Below are 18793 nucleotides of genomic sequence, written 5' to 3' on the forward strand. Positions count from 1 at the left end.
GCGCAGTGCAGACCATCACCTTGGATAACGGTTCGGAATTCGCTGAGCACCGACAGGTTGCCAAGGCCGTCTCGGCCAAGACCTATTTTTGTGACCCGTACCGCTCATGCCAGCGTGGTACCAATGAAAATACCAACGGCCTGATTCGCCAGTATTTCCCGAAAGGAACGGACTTCCGAAAGGTGAGCGACTCAGCACTGAGGAGAGTCGTTGCCAAGCTGAACAATCGCCCCAGAAAACGCTTGGGGTATCGGACACCGGCACAAGTGTTCCTGGGAGAGTATTCAGGGGCGCTAAAAACCGCAGGTGCTGCGCTTAATGTTTGAATTCAGGATTTAAATAAAAAATTCATGGAAGCTGTTAGCGCCTACAATGATTATAGGGCTGAGCAAAACAAATTAATGATTGCTGATTATGAAAACGATATGCAGCTCATCACCTATATTGATATCGCCGTACTTTTAATTGCGGCGTTAATGGTTCTATTTGTGCGCATTGCCATGGTGGGGTCTATTGTAAAACCACTAAATGAAGCGGTGGCGCACTTCGAGCGTATTGCCAAAAATGATCTTTCAGGCCAAGTAAGCGACCGTGGCCGTAACGAGATCGGTAAGCTGTTTAGCGCCATGCAGTATATGCAGAGCAATTTGGCGAGTACGGTTTCGGAAGTACGTGACAGCAGTGGCTCGATCCATATCGGTGCGCGTGAAATTGCCAGTGGCAATGCGGATCTATCGTCGCGTACTGAACAGCAGGCCGCCTCGCTCCAGGAAACCGCCGCCAGCATGGAACAGTTAACCACTACTGTGAAACAGAACGCCGATAATGCCCGTCAGGCGAGCCAACTGGCCAACGACGCCTCAAGCACGGCGGGTAAGGGTGGCGAAGTGGTCGAACAAGTCATTACCACTATGCACGGCATTTCTAGTAGTTCGCAAAAAGTGTCGGATATTATTAGCGTTATCGATTCCATTGCCTTTCAAACCAATATTTTGGCCCTCAATGCCTCGGTGGAAGCGGCACGCGCGGGCGAGCAAGGTCGCGGTTTTGCGGTAGTGGCCAGCGAAGTGCGTAACCTGGCTAGCCGCAGTGCCGATGCTGCCAAAGAGATTAAGGCCTTAATTGATGCCTCGTCTACTCAGGTAAAAGAAGGCTCGGTCTTAGTCGAAAGCGCCGGCACCACCATGCGGGATGTGGTTTCCTCTGTGCGCCGTGTGACCGATATTATGGATGAAATTTCGTCAGCTTCTCAGGAGCAGAGCGCGGGGATTGAGCAGGTCAATCAGGCGATTACTCAGATGGATGAGGTCACCCAGCAGAACGCGGCGTTGGTTCAGCAGGCATCGTCAGCGGCGAGTTCGTTGGAAGAGCAGGCAGCCAAACTTGAAAGCGTTGTGTCTTCCTTCCGTTTGGTTGAAGGGCAGGCGACTACCCATCGTGCACCATTGACATCGTCTAAGCCGCAGGCGGCCTTGCTTCGGCCTGCGCTGTCTAACAAAGCCAAGGCGAACGCTGATCAAGAGTGGGAAGAGTTTTAAGCCTGTAGCCCACAGGGTTTCTGCTTCGGCCTTAAGCGTTTGTCGCGCTTAAATTAAGCAGTACTCTTTGGTTTACGCAAACGCCACCGCCTTCACTACGTAAGGGCGGTGGCGTTATCTTTTGCGTTAATTAAGAGGCCACGCGGAAGGGGTTGCGCGGGTCGTTATCCCAAGCCAGGAAGGGCTTGCCGGTTTCCTGGGGCACCATGGTGATGCAGTTTTCCACCGGGCAGGTGATCTGGCACAGGTTGCAGCCCACGCACTCCTCTTCAATCACTTCATAGCGGCGCGAGCCGTCCTGCTCGGTAAGCTTGGCTATCGACTGGTGTGAGGTATCCTCGCAGGCGATATAGCAGCGGCCGCACTCGATGCATAGATCCTGGTCGATCTTGGCGATGGTTTTGAAGTTGATATCCAGGTGCTTCCAGTCGGTGGTCTGGGGGATCGCCTTGCGCGAGAACGCCTCGATCGAGTCGTAGCCTTTTTCCGCCATCCAGCGGGAAAGCCCGTCTTTCATCTCCTCCACTATCCTGAAGCCGTTGAGCATCGCAGCAGTACACACCTGCACGCTGCCTGAACCTAGTGCGATAAATTCCGCTGCATCCCGCCAGGTGGAAATACCGCCAATGCCGGAAATGGGCAGCGTTGGCGTGGCCGGGTCGCGGGCGATTTCCGCCACCATGTTCATCGCGATGGGTTTGACGGCGCTGCCGCAGTAGCCACCGTGGGTGCTTTGATGGCCGACGGTGGGCTTGGCGACCATGTTATCCAGATCGATGCTGGTGATCGAGTTGATGGTGTTGATCAGCGATACCGCATCGGCCCCGCCGCGCAGCGCCGCCTGGGCGCCTACACGTATATCAGTGATGTTGGGTGTTAGCTTCACAATCACTGGCTTGGAGTAGTGCTTCTTGCACCAGTAGGTGACTTTCTCGATCAGGTCGGGGTTTTGGCCCACCGCCGCGCCCATGCCGCGTTCGGGCATGCCGTGGGGGCAACCCAGGTTAAGCTCGATGCCGTCCGCACCGGTGGCTTCTACTAGCGGCAGAATGTACGCCCAGGCCTCTTCTTTGCAAGGCACCATAATGGAGACGATTAGCGCCCGGTCGGGCCAATCCTTCTTCACCTGGGTGATTTCTTTAAGATTGATCTCAAGCGAACGGTCGGTAATCAGCTCGATGTTGTTAAAGCCGATTACCTCGCGGTTCTTACCGTAGTGGGCCGAATAGCGCGACGAAACGTTCACCGCGGGCGGCTCTTCGCCGAGAGTTTTCCATACCACGCCGCCCCAGCCCGCTTCATAGGCGCGCACCACGTTATAGGCTTTATCGGTAGGCGGGGCAGAGGCTAGCCAGAACGGGTTGGGGGCTTTGATACCGGCAAAATTAACCGACAGATCAACGCCGTTGACCACGCTATCGCCGCTGTCGTGCTTGCCCGGTGGGGTAAAGTTGAGGGTGTTCATGCGGCCTCCTGCTTGGCGACGAGCGCCTGATGAATGGCGTGGGCGGCAAGCTTGCCGTGCTGCACGGCCTGAACGGTGAGGTCCTGGCCGGGTTTTACACAATCGCCCCCGGCGTAAACATTGGGCAGCGAGGTGCGGAACATGTCATCCACGTGGATACGCTCGCCCTCGCGTGCCAGTTCACTGGCGGTGGGGTCTTTTAAGCTTGAGCTATCAAAGCCCTGGCCAATGGCTTTGAAGATGGCATCGGCGGCAATCTCGAAGGTTTCGCCGGTAGCCGTCAATTGCCCCGCTTGTTCCCGGGTCTTGGCAAAGCGCATGCCGGCTACCCGGCCTTGGCTGTCCAGCAGAATATCGTCGGGCTGTGCCCAGGTGATCATGCGCACGCCGTTGGCTTTGGCGATCTCCTGCTCGTGGTCGGTGGCGGACATCGCCTCGACGCCGCGACGGTAGACCAGCGTTACCTCGCTGGCGCCCAGGCGGGCCATCTGGGTGGCCATGTCGATGGCGGTATTGCCTGCGCCAATCACGATGCAGCGCTTGGCGACCGCCAGGCTGCCCAGATCGTCGGTTTGGCGCAGGGTCTTGATGTAGTCCACGGCGGGCATTAGGCCGGGCGCTTCATCGCCGGTTAGTCCTAAGGCGCGACTGGTGCCCAGGCCCAGGCCGAGAAATACGCTGTCGTACTGCTGATGCAGGGCGGCCAGTTCCAGATTGTCGCCCAGGCGCTGACCGTACTGGATATCGATGCCGCCGATCTCCAATAAAAACTCGACTTCCTTACGGGCGAAATCATCGGTCATCTTGTAGCGAGCGATGCCGTATTCGTTCAGTCCGCCGGGCTTTTGCTCGGCTTCAAAAACCGTTACCTGATGGCCGAGCATCGCCAGTCGATGCGCGCAGGAGAGCCCCGCCGGCCCGGCGCCGACCACGGCCACATGTCGGCCGGTGGAGGCGGCGCGTTTGAAGGGGTGGCCGTCGAACTGCATATGGTCGGTGGCGTGACGCTGTAGCAAACCGATCAGTACCGGCTGGCATTCGGCGTCGTGGTTGCGCACGCAACTGCGCTCGCAAAGAATTTCCGTCGGGCACACCCGGGCGCAGCTGCCGCCCAGGATGTTGGCTTCCAGAATGGTTTCCGCCGCGCCGTTGATGTTGTTTTCGCTGATCTGGCGAATGAAGCTCGGGATGTCGATCTCCGACGGGCAGGCCTCCACGCAGGGCGCATCGAAGCAGTAGAGACAGCGCTGGCTTTCGATCATCGCCTGGCGATGGGTCAGCGGTGGGTGTAAATCGCTAAAATTGCTTGCCAGCGTATCCGGGTCGTAGGTGCCGACCTCTTTTGCGCTGGGTAGGTGGTTCAGTGGGCTAGTCACAGTAGAGCCTCCGCTGTTGTTATGGGCACAGCTGTTATCTTTTTACAGCCATCGGCGCATTCAGCTCGGCGCGTTTGGCCAGCAGCTCGAAGACACCGGGGTAGGCGGGGCGCTCCAAATAGCGGCCTGCGCCGCGCTCGGCGCGTAGGTCGCCGTCGCGCCATACCCATTTGCCGTGGCTGACGGTGTGGCGGGCGATACCGCGCACCGTCTTGCCTTCGAAGATATTGAAGTCGACGTTCTGGTGGTGGGTTTTGGCAGAAATCGTCCGCGTGCCGTTGGGATCCCACACCACGATATCGGCGTCGGCACCCACCTGAATGGCGCCCTTGCGGGGGTAGAGGTTGAAAATCTTGGCGGTGTTGGTCGACGTCAGCGCGACAAACTCCTGGGGCGAGAGCTTGCCGGTGTTGACGCCTTCATCCCACAGTACGGCCAGGCGATCCTCGACCCCGGCGGTGCCGTTGGGGATCTTGGTGAAGTCATCCTTGCCCGCGGCTTTCTGGTCGGCGCAGAAGCAGCAGTGGTCGGTGGCGGTGGTTTGCAGGTTGCCCGACTGCAGGCCGTGCCAGAGCGCTTCCTGGTGGCCCTTGGGCCGGAACGGCGGGCTCATCACGTGGGCGGCGGCGCGGCCCCAGTCGGTATCCTGGTAGACGCTATCGTCGATCAACAGGTGGCCGGCCAGACATTCGCCATACACCGGATGGCCCTGCTGGCGGGCGTAGGCGATCTCATCCACCGCATCCTTGGTGGACACGTGAACCAGATAGATCGGCGCGCCCAGGGTGCTGGCGATGCGGATCGCCCGGCTGGCCGCTTCGCCTTCCACCTGGGGCGGGCGCGAAAGTGGGTGGGCTTCCGGCCCGGTGAGACCCTGGGCGAGCAGTTTTTGCTGCATGTGATAGACCAGCTCGCCGTTTTCGGCATGAACCGTGGGCACTGCACCCAGCTCCAGACAGCGCGAGAAGCTTTCCACCAGAATATCGTCGGTGGCCATGATGGCGCCCTTGTAGGCCATGAAATGCTTGAAGCTGTTCACGCCGTGTTCATGCACAAGCGTGCCCATTTCCTCCCGTACGCTATCGTCCCACCAGGTGATTGCCACGTGGAAGGCAAAGTCGGTGGCGGCTTTTTCTGCCCAGCCCTGCCAGGTTTCGAAGGCCTCAAGGAGCGACTGACCTGGCTGTGGGATCACGAAGTCGATGATCGAGGTGGTGCCCCCGGCCAGGGCCGCGGCGGTGCCGGTATAGAAATCTTCGCTAGCCACGGTGCCCATGAAGGGCAGCTGCATGTGGGTATGTGGGTCAATACCGCCGGGCATCACCAACTGGTCGCTGGCATCGATGGTTTCGCAGCCCGAGGGGACGTCCAGATCGGTGCCGATGGCGTGGATTTTTCCGTCCACACACAGCACATCGGCACGGTAGGTATCAGCGTGGGTAACCACGGTGCCGCCTTTGATCAATAAGCTCATGGTTCGCTCCTGTTATGTTTGTTTGCCAGCAGATTCATTCGCCGTCGGTCAGTCGGGTATAGGTTTCCGGGCGACGATCACGGAAGAACTGCCAGTTGTTGCGCACCTCGCGCACCATGTCTAAATCGATCTCATGCACCAGCAGTTCGTCCTCGGTGTCGCTGGCCTGGGCTTCAATTTTGCCGCGCGGGTTAACGATGTAGCTTGAACCGTAGAATTCGCCGATATTCCAAGGTGCTTCGGTGCCGACGCGGTTGATGGCGGCGATAAAGCAGCCGTTGGCCGCCGCGGAGGCAGGCTGTTCTAGCTCCCACAGATATTGAGAAAGACCGGCCACGGTGGCAGAGGGGTTGAAGATCACCTCGGCGCCGTTGAGTGCGAGTGCCCGCCAGCCTTCAGGGAAGTGACGGTCGTAGCAGATATACACGCCGATTTTGCCGTAGGCGGTATCAAATACCGGCCAGTTGGACTTGCCGGGTTTGAAGAAGAATTTCTCCCAAAATCCGGCTATTTGAGGGATATGGGTCTTGTGATATTTGCCTAGATAACTGCCGTCGGCATCGAATACGGCGGCGGTGTTGTAATAAACCCCGGTCTCGGTTTCTTCGTACACCGGTACGATGATCACCATGCGATGTTCAGCAGCGAGTTTTTGCATCATCTGGCAGGTGGGGCCTTCCGGCACCTGCTCGGCGGCGGCATACCACTTGGCGTCTTGGCTGGGGCAAAAATACGGCTGGTTAAACACTTCCTGAAAACACAGCACCTGTACGCCTTGGTCGGCCGCTTGCTGAATCAGTGGTAAGTGGGCTTCGTTCATCGCGTCGCGGATGGCTGCAGGTTCCAGGTCGGTGTTGGTTTTCAGGCCCATTTGGATCAGGCCAATTTTCATCTTTTGCATCGGGGACTCCCTCTTAGCGCTAAGACTTACTATCAGTTTTAGTTAATATATTGCTTGCCAGGGTGGTATATCAAAGCTGACCATTAAGACAGCTTTTAAGAAAGTATCGCCAGGATGTGGGTTTTATCAAGTTAGCTCACGGTTTTTTTAACGTAATATTTAAGTCTTTGAGTTAATTTGATTTTTTTGTTTTTGAATGACTTTTTCACTGTTGTGGTGAATCCTTGCACTATTTTGGTATCTTTTTATATTTAATATTAATCAATAAGTTATCGTATGCTTTTGAGTTTGTTTAGATTTTTTTATGTTTAAAGTTGGTGCAAATATTTTTTTTGTTCTAGCCTTTTCTGGTCAGTAATAGGTTAAATGGCCTAAGGTTGGAAAAAACTCAGCAAGATGACGACAACAATAAAATTCTTGTCCTTGAAGACAGTTTTTGATCAATAAGTTAAGTGCTTATGATGGGATAGTCGGCATGCTTATTGCTTAGAACACCTCAGACCGCGAGGGTTTTCTGGGAAACGGATGACTGAGGAGAGACCAATGACGAAAACAACCTCTCAGATGGTAGACCGAGCAGGGCTGATTGAGTTGGACGTGGGCGACGACGTACGCACTAGCTCGCGTTTTAATGAGGATATTGCGCCTACTCAAGCAAGTGAGCGAACGTGGTCAAAGTGGAACGTTGCCGCGCTATGGGTAGGGATGTCGATTTGCGTTCCCACCTACACCTTGGGTGGGGTGCTAACGGCCTACTTTGGCCTAAGCGTTGGGGAGGCACTGTTTGCCATTTTATTGGCTAACCTGATCGTGTTGATCCCGCTGACCTTGAATGCCTTCCCCGGCACCAAGTTTGGCATTCCATTTCCTGTTGTGCTTCGTTCCTCATTTGGTATTTTTGGCTCTAACGTACCGTGCTTAATAAGGGCGCTAGTTGGCTGTGGGTGGTTTGGCGTGCAAACCATGTTCGGTGGTTTGGCCATTCATCTGCTGCTTGCTGAGCTGGTGCCTGGCTGGGAGTCGCTGGGAGGCGTGGGTGAGGTCATCGGTTTCTTTACCTTCGGCGCGATGAACTTATACGTGGTGATTCGCGGGGCGGAGTCGATTAAATGGCTGGAGACCTTGGCGGCCCCGTTGCTGCTGGCCGTTGGTGTCGGTCTGATGGTGTGGGCGTGGCCGCACATGTCGATGACCGAGCTACTCGCGCAGCCCCCTTCACGCCCTGAAGGCGCCTCGGTTTATGGTTATTTTTTTGCGGGCTTAACTGCCATGGTGGGCTTTTGGGCGACGCTGTCGCTGAATATTCCAGACTTTAGCCGTTTTGCTAAAAGCCAGAAGGATCAAATTGTCGGCCAGGTGATGGGCTTGCCACTGACGATGTTTTTCTTTGCGGCGTTGGGCGTGGTAATGACGGCGGCTTCCGAGTCGTTGGTAGGGCAAACGATTGCTGATCCTGTCAATCTGATAGGCATGATCAATAGTCCCTTCTGGGTCGTGCTGGCCATGATCATGATTATTATTGCGACGTTGTCGACCAATACCGCTGCGAATATTGTTTCCCCCACTAACGATTTTCAAAATATCGCACCGAAATGGATTAACCAGACGCGTGGGGTGCTTTTGACGGGGGCAGTAGGGGTGCTGCTGATGGCTTATGACCTACTGCAAAAGGCGGGCATTATCCCTCCAGGCGTTTCGCTTGAACAGATGTACTCCAACTGGCTGTTGGGCTACTCAAGCCTGCTGGGCCCTATCGCTGGTATCATGGCGGTGGATTACTTCCTGATTAAAAAGCAGCGACTAGACGTGCCCAGCCTCTACATGGATAACCATGCCTATCCCGCCGTTAACATTGCCGGTTTCATCGCCTTTGGTATACCGGTGGCGCTGACCATCATATCGCTAACCACCGGTACGATGTACTGGTTCTACGACTTTGGTTGGTTCACCGGTTCGGCGCTGGGAGCGATCATTTACTATATTGCGAGCCAGTTACTTTCTACGGCTCCCACCGTTGGCCCAGCGCCGATGACGGAGCGCGAACCTACTGAGCAACCGCACTAAATAAGCGTTTTTGCTTGATTAGTGTCAGCCTAACACCCGGCCACGAGCCGGGTGTTAGCGTTTAACGAGCGCTAGGGGCGTCAATGAAGTTTATAAAGGCGTCAACCACCCTGTTAGGGCGGCGGTCTCGGCGAGAGATCAGCACAAAGGGGATACGGTAGTATTGGGTAGCCGTGTGCAAAGCGCGCATCTTGCCCGCGGCCACCCATTGTTCGGCTACATGCTCGGGGAGAAAGCCGATAAAACGCCCGGTAAGAATAAGAAACGCCGCTCCCTCGCGGTCGGAGGCCGAAGCACGCAGGCAGAGAGCATCGTGGGCTTGTCGCGCTTCAGCAGGTAGTGGGTAGCGCGGTGAAATCGCCGGGTGGTGGGCCAATTCTGACATCGTTAGGCGGTCATCGTCGCGATCAAACAGCGGATGGTCAGCCGCGCAATACAGGTAAGAGGGCTCGTCATAAAGGTGCTGGGTATCCAGGCTGGTGGGTAGGTTCACGGCGGGCACCACACCGACGTGCAGATGACCGTCCATTACGCCTCGGATCACTGCGTCGGAAGGCTCCATATAAATATGCAGGGTGACGTCGTGTTCGGGAGCGCTCAACCTGGCCAGGGCATGGGTAACGTGCATGGCGGGCAGTGTCACCAAATTATCGGTAATGCCGATATTGAGCTCGCCCTTAATCGTCCGATGTAGCGCGTTGACATCGCTTTTGAAGGTTTCAAGCGCCGTTAGCAGTGTAAGCCCCGCCTGATAAATCTCTTTACCCTCCTCGGTTAAACTGAACCCACCACGTCCGCGCTGGCAGAGTGAAAAGCCTAACCGGCCTTCCAAATCGTTCATGTGCTGGCTAATGGCCGAGCGGCTGATACCCAGGGTCGTTTCCGCCGCCGTGAAGCCACCGCACTCCACCACCGTTTGAAAAATACGAATTAAGCGAATTTCATAATCGCTCATTTGACCAAGTGCGGGCATGGCAAGCTCTCATAGCGAGTGATCAGTTGATTTAATGATAGGTAAGTTGAAAAGGCCGGATATACTTTTCAAAAATAGCCCTTCAATATCATGGATGTTTTGGCTTATGTTAAAACAATGTCGGTTGTTTAATGCCACCTTATGACAAGGCGCCCGCGCAATGCCACAACCTGTTATTCCGCTATCGGCCGATTTGGCGAAAAAGTATCGCCAACAGCGCCATGGCGCCCTGACGCTTTACGGGGTGGCAATGCTGCTGTGGCTGAGTATTTTTGCGTGGCTACTTTACGAGCAATATCGCCAAGAAATTCATAGCCTTGAAACACGCAACGCCGCCAGAGCCGATGTCGTCACCGAGTGGACGCAGGGCGTTTTCGCGCAAAGTGGCCAGGCATTATTGGGCATTGCCGAGCTGGTCGAGCTCCAGGGGATGCCGGCGCAAGGGGAACCCCGGGTGCTCCAAGATGCGTTACGCAATCGAAGTCGCTACGTCGATTGGATCAATGATATTGGGGTTATTGATGCCGAAGGGATTATTCAAGCCAGCGCGCTTAACACGGGACAGGTGGGGCGCGACTTGAGCGGCAGCTCCTTTTTTCAAGTGTTTCGCGACCAGGAGGATCGTACTGAACTGGTCACGCCACTTTACTCTACCTCCAATGACGATGATTACTACCTCTATCAAGCACGACGCTTAACCCGTGACAACGGTGATTTCAACGGCATCGTAGTGGCCAGTATTTCCCCTGCGGTGTTTGAACGCGCTTTACAGCGCTTAGGCTTGTCCGATGGTGAAAGCATTGCCCTGGTAGACGGCGAGTTAAAGTTGATCGCTCGGTTACCCGCGTTAGACGACCCCATAACGACGGGATGGCAGGTCGACAGCCCGGAAACCCTGGCGATGATTGAGCAGGGAGCCGAGAAGTGGTCGCTGCAACTAATCTCACCGCTGGATAAACGCAAGCGGATGTTTCACATGCAGTGGATTGAAGAGTTGCCGCTGCTAGTGGTGGTCGGCGAGGATCTTCAGCTTCAGTTGGCCGGTTGGCGGCAGCGAGCTGGAGTCCTCGCAGGGTTCATGTTGTTAATTGCCTTACTGGGTGCTTGGGGTGTGCGTCACTACCTGAATCGGCTGCGTTTTGAGCACCGTTTGCATCAAGGTGAAGCCGAACTACGTATTTCTGCCACGGCATTTCAAACCCACTTAGGCATGCTGATTGCCGATGCGCAGGGGCGCATTTTGAAGGTCAACGAGACCTTCACGCGGATTACCGGTTACAGCGAAGCCGACGTTGTCGGGAAAAGTACACGCATGCTCAACTCCGGCCGCCACGAGGCAGCGTTTTACCGCAAAATATGGCGGCGGGTGCAATCAACCGGCAGTTGGGAAGGCGAAATTTGGAACCGGCGCAAAAACGGCGATGTGTTTCCTGAATGGTTGACCATCAGTGCCGTCTACGATCCTCAAGGTACATTGACCCACTACGTGGCGACGATGAGCGATATTAGTGAGCGTAAAGCAGCAGAACAGGAAATTCACCAGTTGGCGTTTTACGATCCACTGACCGGGCTTGCCAATCGACGACTATTTTTGGATCGCATGGAGGCGACACTCAAAGAGGTCACTCGTCATGGCCGCTTTGGCGCTTTGCTGTTTATCGATATTGATAATTTTAAACAAATTAACGATACCTTGGGCCACTATGTCGGCGACCAATTGCTGCAGCATTTGGGCCGTTTGATGGGGCAAATGCTACGCGAAACCGATACCCTGGCGCGTTTGGGGAGCGATGAATTTGCCGTGCTGATTGGTGGGATGGGCAAAAGTCGTGAGCATACCGCCGAGCTTGCCGAGAACATCGCGCAAAAACTACAAGATGTGATTCAACAGCCGATTACCATTGAAGACAACCTCCTTAGCGTGACCGCCAGTATTGGGCTTACCGTGGTGAGCGATTATGCAAGCTCGGTAGACGACTATTTACAGCAGGCAGACATGGCGCTTTTCCAGGCCAAAAGCAGCGGTCGAAGTGCATTGAGCTTTTTCGATCCCACCATGCAAGCTGAGCTATTGGCGAGGGTGCGCTTGGAAAACGAGCTGCGTCAGGCGCTGGCCAATGAGGAGTGGCGACTTCACTATCAACCTCAGGTCGACCAGGACGGCCGTTGCATCGGCGTCGAGGCGCTTCTGCGCTGGGAGCACCCCGAGCGCGGATTGGTGACGCCGGACGTTTTTATTCATTTGCTTGAATCGACCGAATTGATTAACCCGGTCGGCGATTGGGTATTGGAGACTGCCTGCCGGCAACTGGCTCAATGGGCCCGTCAACCTGCGTTTGCCAAGCTAAGCGTGGCGGTTAACGTCAGCGCGCTTCAGTTCCGGCAGGTGGACTTTGTCGGCAAAGTGGAGGCCATATTGCAGCGAACGGGCGCGCCGTGCCACAAGCTCAAGCTGGAAGTGACCGAGTCGTTATTTGTCGAAGCGCGCGATGATGCCCGTGAAAAAATGCTGCGCCTTAAACAGCATGGGGTGCGTTTTGCGCTGGACGATTATGGCACCGGCTATTCATCGCTGGCGTATTTAGCCCACTTGCCCCTCGATCAATTAAAAATCGACAAGTCCTTTGTGCAGCAGGTGATTGAAAGTAAGGCGAATGCGGCGATTGTGGAAAGTACCATTGCGCTGGCGAAAAGCCTATCGCTTGAGGTGATCGCCGAGGGGGTGGCGAGCGATGCGCAGCAGACTTGGCTGTTATCCCACGGTTGCCGAACGTATCAAGGTCATCGATATGGTCAGCCAATGCCGTTAGCCGCGCTGGAGACGCAGCTAACGACCGAGCATGCGTCTTAAGCCGTCAATGTACGCGCCAATGCGGCCTTTAGGTCGGCAGCGTCAGGCAAGCGCGGTGCTGATGACGCGGGGGCAATGACCTCTACGCGAGAGTCTTGTCGCCAGGAGGCGGACGCGACGCTTAGGCTGCCGCTCGCTCGGTTGAGCTGCCGCCAGCCGCTATCGGTATGAAACACGCCCTTAACGCGGACGTCCGCGGGCAATTCACCGAGGTAAGCCGCTAAGCGATCTAGGTCGAAACAATCACTTGGGTGCCAGCGCAGACCGATGCTGGTGTACCCCAGCGAGGTGCCCGTTTCGCACTGCGGGGTGCCCGGTGAAGGCGGCGCGTCGAAGAAGCTGCCCTCTAAACTGGGTGAAGCGGAAAGCGGTTGATGCGTCGCCGGGGTAGTCACACTGCCTTGGGCGTTTCCGCCGTCGAGTACACGTGCAAGCGGCAGCTCGCCATTGTTGGCCTCGTGAACCCATTTGCGCGGTGGCCAGCGCTCCGCGACGAAGGCACGCGCTGCGCTGAGTTGCTCAGCGGTGCTCTGGTCGCGCATGGTCAAGGCGACAGCGTCGGCGATGTCCAATTGGTCGCGGAAGGTCTCGTGGGACAGAACGCGAGGGTCATCCAGGCGGCGCGGATCTAGCGTGGCAATAATATCGCGCACCTCGACGGCCCCTTGAAACGCCTCGCCGCGAAGAAGATCCACCAAGCCGGCTGGATGGCCAAGGCCGGAAGGTTCAATAATCACGCGGTCAGGTTGAGTACGCGCCAGAAGATTCACCAGGGCGGCCTGCAGCACAAAAGCAAGCTGGCAGCACAAGCAGCCGCCCGGCAAGCCTTTTATGACCACGTCATCGCGGGTTTCAAACATCGCTTGGTCGATACCGATCTGGCCAAATTCATTGACCAGGATCGCCCATTTTTCATCCACAGGCTTTTGTTCAATCAGGCTGTGGATAAGCGTGGTTTTGCCGCTTCCCAAGAAGCCTGTAATGATATGTACCGGTACGTTGGAAAGAGCTGCCACGCTTAGCCGCCGGTCATGTTCATAAAGCGCACGACCTGGACATCGCCGTCGGTGGTGAAGTGGTGGCGCTCGGGTTTAAGCGGCAAGGCATTGATAATCGCGTCTTTCAGCGCTTGCATATTGCCGGGATGACGGCGCAGCACGGCACGCAGGTCTACCGAATGCTCGTTGCCGAGGCAGAGCAGCAAGCGTCCTTCGACGGTCACGCGCACGCGATTACAGGTATCGCAGAAGTTATGGCTATGCGGTGATATAAAGCCGATACGGCTGTTGCTGTCGGCCATCCGGAAGTAGCGCGAAGGGCCAGGCGTCGTTTCCGGGGTGGCGATCAGCGGATAGCGGGTTTCAATCAGCGCCTGAACATCGTCGCTGGAATAGAAGGTTTCCGCGCGGGAGTGATCCGACACATCGCCTAAGGGCATTTCTTCGATGAAGCTAATGTCGATTCCTTCACGACGGGCAAAGTCGACCAAATCCAGCACTTCATCGTCGTTACGGCCCTTCAAAATAACCGCATTGAGCTTGATGCGCTCAAAGCCCGCTTCCTTAGCGGCGTGAATACCGTCGATGACTTTATCCAGGTCACCGGTGCGGGTGAGCTGTTTGAAGCGTTCCGGATCAAGCGAATCCAGGCTGATATTGAGACGCCGCATCCCGCCCGCGTAGAGTTGCTTGGCGTGTTTGCGCAGGCTGGCCCCATTGGTCGTCATGGTGAAGTCAGTTAGCCCAGGCATTGAGCCGATTTCATCAACGAGCTGGTTAATATCTCGACGCACTAAGGGCTCGCCGCCGGTCAGGCGGATTTTTTCAACGCCGAGCTCGGTGAAGGCGCGAGCGACCATGGCCAACTCTTCCAACGTGAGAACCTGAGCACGAGGCAGGAAGGTCATTTCCTCGCTCATGCAATATACACAGCGGAAGTCGCAGCGGTCGGTTACCGAGATACGCACATAGCTGATGCGGCGGCCAAAGTTATCAATTAATTGCTCGGTCATAGCCATCCCGTTAGTGGTTGTATGCTGACTACCTCGCCTGATTCTACGCCGTCTTGGTCGTCGGCGAGCTCAATTAGACAATTGGCCGCCACCATCGAGGTTAATATGCCCGACCCCTGGGAGCCGGTGCTACGCACGTGTAGCTGTCCCTTTTCATCACTATGGTAGACGCCGCGAATAAAGTCTGTCCGTTGAAAGCGGCTTTTCAATGCCTCATCGGCTATCGCGTTGAGGCGGCGGGGCGGCGTTACCGGCCGCCCGTGAAGCCGTTGCAATAACGGCACTACAAACTGTAAGAAGGTTACCATGACCGCGACGGGGTTGCCGGGTAGGCCAACGAAAGGTGTACGCGTCGTACCCAACCAGCCGCAGGCCATCGGGCGGCCAGGGCGCAAGGCCACGCGCCAAAAGGCGAGTCGTCCCAAACGCTCCAGGGCGTCGCGGGTAAAGTCGGCATGACCCACGGAGACCCCGCCGCTGGAAATCACCAGATCGCTGTGCGCCGCCGCGTGCGACAATGTGTCCGTCAGCGCGTTAAGATCATCCGGCAAAATACCTAGGTCGACAACCTCCACCCCGTATTCGATGAGCAGCCCTGTCAATGTAAAGCGATTTGCGTCATAAATGCCGGCGTTGGGTAAGCTGTCGCCGGGGGCGGTGACCTCATTACCGGTCGAAAAAATGGCCACTTTGGGGCGGTTATAGACGGGTACTTGTGACCATCCCAGCGAGGCTATCAGCCCCAGGGCGGCAGCGTCTAACCGTGTGCCTTCAGCCAGGGCGACGCTTCCAGCGGCAATGTCTTCTCCCGCTTGGCGCACATTTTGGCCGCTTTTGACGCGCCCGGGTGAGTCGATCACCACGCTTGCGTCATGCTCGGTGAGTTGCTCGCGCATGATGACCGTATCGGTTCCCGGCGGTAGCGGCGCGCCGGTGGTGATGCGAACGCACTGCCCGGCAGCGACACGGCCCTCGAATGCCTGCCCGGCAAAGGCATCGCCTGCCAATGCCCATCTGGTTTGAGAGTCGTTCGTCCAGGCCAAGGCCACGCCATCCATCGCGGCGTTGGTATTCTGCGGCACGTTGATGGCGGCCGTGATGGCGTCTGCCAGGCGGCGGCCATGCGCCTCGGCCAGCGCCACCTGCTCGCTACCCACGGGCCGTTCGACCAGCGTGGCCAGCGCCGTCCGCGCTTCATCCACACTGAGCATCTGCTCGCCGAGCTCAAAGCAGGACAGCGTCATGGCGTTTCCGGTTTTATCGTGGGGGTTAAAGCAGCTTCCAGACGGAATTTTTCTTCCTCTGTATTGAGGTTGGCAAAGGCATCCGGACAGTCTGACATATCCACCTTGCACCACGCATGGCGCGCATACCAACGGTCGATTTTGCGCTCCCCCTCGGCCAGGGTGGCAGCTAGGTCGTCCGCCAGCGAAGTACGCAGCAAGGCCACCACCGGATGCAGGCGTTCGCCGTCAAAGGCAACGCCAATATCGTGTTCACCGATGCCCGCGACCATGCGTGATACAAGATCCTTAGGTAGTGCAGGAGAGTCGCAGGGGGCTACCAGCAGCCAAGGCGTTTTAGCAGCGCGCAGCCCGCTATAAATACCCATCAGCGGCCCCTTGAAGCCACTTTCAGCATCTTCGATGACCCGCTCGGCAAATAAGTTATAGGCATCAGCGTTGCGGTTAGCGTTGATCAACAGCTCGGCTACGCGGCCATCGAAACGTTGTGCGACGTGGGCCACCAGAGGCAGCCCGGCGAAGGGCTCGAGGCCTTTATCGCGGCCGCCCATGCGGCGGCCCTCGCCGCCGGCGAGAATCATGCCGGTGAGTTCGTGAGAGCGAATCATGAGCGCGCCTCCTGTGTTGCCGCACGAGCGCGGGGAGGGCGCGGTGGAATGGCATCCAGCGTGAGGCGGCCCTGGGAGTTGATGGCTTGCAAATGTTTGCCCTTGGCACGGGCGATCAGCATCACGCCAAAGCGCTCGGCTAGTTCGACGCCTTTTTGGGTCACGCCAGAGCGCGAAACCAACACACTAATACCCATCTGGGCGACTTTGAGCACCATTTCCGACGTTAACCGCCCAGTCGTATAGAAAATATCGGCATTTGCGCTGTCCGACTGCTGAAGCCACTGGCGGCCCGCCAATGTATCCACGGCGTTGTGCCGCCCGACATCTTCAACGAAATCCAGCACGTCGTGCTGCTGACATAGCGCACAGCCATGCACCGCCCCGGCGCTGCGGTAGGTCTCATTATAGGCGTTGAGGTTTTTCAACAGCTGGTAGAGCGTCGCTTGGGTCAGGCGCGTGTCGGGCAGCTCGGTTAGTGCGGTCTGGTCGAGGAGTTTGCCGAATACCGTACCTTGTCCGCAGCCGGTGGTGACTGTTCGCGTGCTGAGGCGTGCCTCCAGATCGTCGGGCAAGTGGCCGGTGACGACCACAGCCGCTTCAACCTCCCAATCGACCTGAACGACAGACAGGTCGGCAGCGGCGCGCAGCAGACCCTGGTTGCGCAAGTAGCCAACCACCAGCGCTTCTGGATCGTCGCCCAGCGTCATGAGCGTGACGATCTCACGCTTGTTGAGATAAACGGTCAAGGCCCGCTCGGCAGCAATGGCCTGCTGGCGGGTATCACCAAATTCGTCTACCACGTTAATCTCGGTGGTGGCCGGTAAGCGGGCTCGGCTTAGCTCCAGGGCGGACATTCACAATCCTCGTCGTACTTCAGAAACGTACTTAAAAAATACTTGAGTAAAAAGGTCTGAGTTGACGATGATGGCGCTCGAAAGGCTTACTTGTCTACCCGAACCTCTTTCAGAACCTGTTTTTTAGAACCTGTCTTCCAAGACAAGGCATAAGGGCTAATGTGATGACCGATAATCTACGCCCACTAAGCATGACACTGGTCGCCGAGACCAAGCGGGTAAACCGTTTTAGCGAAACGCAGTGGCGCATTGATGACCTGACACTAGGTGAGCAGGGCCCGCATGTGCTTTTTCTTCAGCTCTATATGACCGAGCGTGCGGCATATCGATTTAACCTCACGTCCTCTACCCCCCGCCTCTTTGTGCGCGCTGGGTTTACCGGGCAAGCCCCCGAGCCCGCCGCTATTACTGCAAGCCAGGACGTAGCGGCTGGGTGGATGGATGGAGAGCAGCAGGTGTTAGAGGTGGCGATGCCGATGGCCATTCAGATATGGATCGAAAGCTATTTGGCCCGCCACGGCGAAGCACCCATGGAAATTCGTAAGAAGAAAAACAAAGGGGCCGGGCGAGCTAAAGAAACGCCCACCCAGGAGAAACCGCAATGAGTCGATTAGAACGCTGGTCGCGTATTAAACGGGGAATCGAGCCGGAAGATCCTGCTCCTGAGCCTGAGCCTGATAAGCAACTGCATAATGACACCGCCGCGGATCCTGGAGTAGCGGATTCACAGCCTCTGGATGAAGCGCCGGAAAAGCATGAGTCAGAAACAGCTGATGACTCAGAGGAGCGGGCCAGCGCACCGCCACCGCCTGGTAGCTTAGACGCGACCCTCCCCGACCCCGAAACGCTGGAGGCGGGCAGTGATTTTAGTGGCTATATGGTGTCCGGCGTGAGTTCAACCTTGCGACGTCGGGCGTTGAAGCGACTCTGGGCGACCGGTAACTATAACGTCCGCGATGGCTTGGATGACTACGACCTGGATTATCGTCAGCAGCTAAAGCCAATGGCATCGGAGCTGGCGGGCAAGCTGCGTCAGTGGGTCAAAAAAGCCGATGAGACCCTGGAGCAAAATGCTGACGAGCCCCCGGCAAGTGAACAAACAGCCCTCTCGACAGCAAAAAACGCTACCCAGCATCCAGAGTCTGACGATGAAGTGACTGCGACACAGCTTGAGAATGGACAGAAGACCGTTCAAGACGACCAGTCTGATAGTTCTAAGACCAAAGCATAAAAAAAGACGTTAGTGGATTGGAAACAATACGTTGTAGTAAATGTGGAATAACAGCGTTGAAAGTGTGGGGCTTAAAAGCCTTGGCAAAGCCCACCCAGTCGCCATAGGCTTGTACAAGGAAGCAACAAGACGATCAAAGAGGACTGATCAGCTGGCTAGTGCTATATATTGGTGCAGCCGTTATGCCATAATGGTAAAAA

Annotated in this window: 15 protein-coding genes and 1 pseudogene; 6 read left to right on the forward strand and 10 right to left on the reverse strand. The window is 56.5% G+C overall.

All coding sequences use genetic code 11. From position 1 onward, the window contains the following. Together BLR97_RS17545 and BLR97_RS17550 are read left to right on the forward strand one after the other, a co-directional pair. Positions 1-326, forward strand: a 326-nt coding sequence (locus BLR97_RS17545; protein WP_139172921.1) for an IS30 family transposase, incomplete at its 5' end; no start/stop codon positions are given. 9 nt (positions 327-335) lie between these two features. Beyond that, a pseudogene (locus tag BLR97_RS17550) lies at positions 336-1538 on the forward strand (methyl-accepting chemotaxis protein); the annotation flags it as partial. A gap of 130 nt (positions 1539-1668) precedes the next feature. Here the strand turns inward: BLR97_RS17550 and preA are convergent. From preA to BLR97_RS17570, 4 genes are read right to left on the reverse strand one after another with little or no spacing between them, the layout of a single operon-like run. After that, positions 1669-3003: an NAD-dependent dihydropyrimidine dehydrogenase subunit PreA gene (preA, locus tag BLR97_RS17555; protein WP_089707912.1), complete on the reverse strand. Its 1335-nt coding sequence runs from the start codon at positions 3001-3003 to the stop codon at positions 1669-1671. After that, a complete protein-coding gene (locus BLR97_RS17560; RefSeq protein ID WP_089707914.1) occupies positions 3000-4379 on the reverse strand; it encodes an NAD(P)-dependent oxidoreductase in 1380 nt (459 codons plus the stop codon). Before BLR97_RS17560 ends, preA begins: the two co-directional genes overlap by 4 nt. A gap of 34 nt (positions 4380-4413) precedes the next feature. Then, positions 4414-5853 (reverse strand): dihydropyrimidinase, encoded by a 1440-nt coding sequence (gene hydA / locus BLR97_RS17565; protein ID WP_089707916.1) that lies wholly within the window; start codon positions 5851-5853, stop codon positions 4414-4416. Between the two features lie 34 nt (positions 5854-5887). Further along, the gene (locus BLR97_RS17570; RefSeq protein WP_089707918.1) at positions 5888-6754 is read right to left on the reverse strand and encodes a nitrilase-related carbon-nitrogen hydrolase; all 867 of its coding nucleotides are present in this window, start codon (positions 6752-6754) and stop codon (positions 5888-5890) included. 543 nt (positions 6755-7297) lie between these two features. On the opposite strand from BLR97_RS17570, the gene BLR97_RS17575 reads away from it, so the two are divergent. Then, on the forward strand, positions 7298-8818 hold the full coding sequence (locus BLR97_RS17575) for an NCS1 family nucleobase:cation symporter-1 (protein WP_089707920.1): 1521 nt from the start codon (positions 7298-7300) through the stop codon (positions 8816-8818). Positions 8819-8879: 61 nt separating this feature from the next. Here the strand turns inward: BLR97_RS17575 and BLR97_RS17580 are convergent, their stop codons facing one another. Continuing rightward, positions 8880-9791, reverse strand: coding sequence for a LysR family transcriptional regulator (locus BLR97_RS17580; protein WP_089707922.1), 912 nt, complete (start codon positions 9789-9791; stop codon positions 8880-8882). Between the two features lie 160 nt (positions 9792-9951). Here BLR97_RS17580 and BLR97_RS17585 point away from each other — a divergent pair, with 160 nt between their 5' ends. Next, positions 9952-12642, forward strand: a complete 2691-nt coding sequence (locus BLR97_RS17585; protein WP_244511378.1) for a bifunctional diguanylate cyclase/phosphodiesterase — start codon at positions 9952-9954, stop codon at positions 12640-12642. Here BLR97_RS17585 and BLR97_RS17590 read toward each other — a convergent pair. From BLR97_RS17590 to BLR97_RS17610, 5 genes are read right to left on the reverse strand one after another with little or no spacing between them, the layout of a single operon-like run. After that, positions 12639-13658, reverse strand: a complete 1020-nt coding sequence (locus tag BLR97_RS17590; RefSeq protein ID WP_089707924.1) for a CobW family GTP-binding protein — start codon at positions 13656-13658, stop codon at positions 12639-12641. The genes BLR97_RS17585 and BLR97_RS17590 overlap by 4 nt on opposite strands. A gap of 2 nt (positions 13659-13660) precedes the next feature. Next, on the reverse strand, positions 13661-14653 hold the full coding sequence (gene moaA / locus BLR97_RS17595) for a GTP 3',8-cyclase MoaA (protein WP_089707926.1): 993 nt from the start codon (positions 14651-14653) through the stop codon (positions 13661-13663). After that, positions 14650-15897: a molybdopterin molybdotransferase MoeA gene (gene moeA / locus BLR97_RS17600; RefSeq protein ID WP_089707928.1), complete on the reverse strand. Its 1248-nt coding sequence runs from the start codon at positions 15895-15897 to the stop codon at positions 14650-14652. The genes moaA and moeA overlap by 4 nt, the downstream gene beginning before the upstream one ends. Next, positions 15894-16505 carry a molybdenum cofactor guanylyltransferase MobA gene (gene mobA, locus BLR97_RS17605; protein WP_089707930.1) on the reverse strand — a complete coding sequence of 204 codons (612 nt, stop codon included), beginning with the start codon at positions 16503-16505 and terminating at the stop codon, positions 15894-15896. Before mobA ends, moeA begins: the two co-directional genes overlap by 4 nt. Then, positions 16502-17362 (reverse strand): formate dehydrogenase accessory sulfurtransferase FdhD, encoded by an 861-nt coding sequence (locus BLR97_RS17610; protein WP_089707932.1) that lies wholly within the window; start codon positions 17360-17362, stop codon positions 16502-16504. The genes mobA and BLR97_RS17610 overlap by 4 nt, the downstream gene beginning before the upstream one ends. Before the next feature lie 164 nt (positions 17363-17526). Here BLR97_RS17610 and BLR97_RS17615 point away from each other — a divergent pair, with 164 nt between their 5' ends. Further along, complete coding sequence (locus BLR97_RS17615; protein WP_089707934.1) at positions 17527-17967, forward strand: DUF3305 domain-containing protein; 441 nt, start codon at positions 17527-17529, stop codon at positions 17965-17967. Then, a complete protein-coding gene (locus BLR97_RS17620) occupies positions 17964-18593 on the forward strand; it encodes a DUF3306 domain-containing protein (protein WP_089707936.1) in 630 nt (209 codons plus the stop codon). Before BLR97_RS17615 ends, BLR97_RS17620 begins: the two co-directional genes overlap by 4 nt. Positions 18594-18793: the final 200 nt, after the last annotated feature.

It is taken from the genome of Vreelandella arcis (assembly GCF_900103865.1).
Taxonomy (GTDB): Bacteria; Pseudomonadota; Gammaproteobacteria; order Pseudomonadales; family Halomonadaceae; genus Vreelandella; species Vreelandella arcis.

Bases quoted from the DNA above. Each gene is read 5' to 3' on its own strand.
- BLR97_RS17575 (WP_089707920.1), top strand. From the start codon at position 7,298: ATGACGAAAACAACCTCTCAGATGGTAGACCGAGCAGGGCTGATTGAG.
- hydA (WP_089707916.1), bottom strand. From the start codon at position 5,853: ATGAGCTTATTGATCAAAGGCGGCACCGTGGTTACCCACGCTGATACC.
- moeA (WP_089707928.1), bottom strand. From the start codon at position 15,897: ATGACGCTGTCCTGCTTTGAGCTCGGCGAGCAGATGCTCAGTGTGGAT.
- preA (WP_089707912.1), bottom strand. From the start codon at position 3,003: ATGAACACCCTCAACTTTACCCCACCGGGCAAGCACGACAGCGGCGAT.
- BLR97_RS17585 (WP_244511378.1), top strand. From the start codon at position 9,952: ATGCCACAACCTGTTATTCCGCTATCGGCCGATTTGGCGAAAAAGTAT.
- BLR97_RS17615 (WP_089707934.1), top strand. From the start codon at position 17,527: ATGACCGATAATCTACGCCCACTAAGCATGACACTGGTCGCCGAGACC.
- BLR97_RS17570 (WP_089707918.1), bottom strand. From the start codon at position 6,754: ATGCAAAAGATGAAAATTGGCCTGATCCAAATGGGCCTGAAAACCAAC.
- BLR97_RS17580 (WP_089707922.1), bottom strand. From the start codon at position 9,791: ATGCCCGCACTTGGTCAAATGAGCGATTATGAAATTCGCTTAATTCGT.
- BLR97_RS17610 (WP_089707932.1), bottom strand. From the start codon at position 17,362: ATGTCCGCCCTGGAGCTAAGCCGAGCCCGCTTACCGGCCACCACCGAG.
- mobA (WP_089707930.1), bottom strand. From the start codon at position 16,505: ATGATTCGCTCTCACGAACTCACCGGCATGATTCTCGCCGGCGGCGAG.
- moaA (WP_089707926.1), bottom strand. From the start codon at position 14,653: ATGACCGAGCAATTAATTGATAACTTTGGCCGCCGCATCAGCTATGTG.
- BLR97_RS17620 (WP_089707936.1), top strand. From the start codon at position 17,964: ATGAGTCGATTAGAACGCTGGTCGCGTATTAAACGGGGAATCGAGCCG.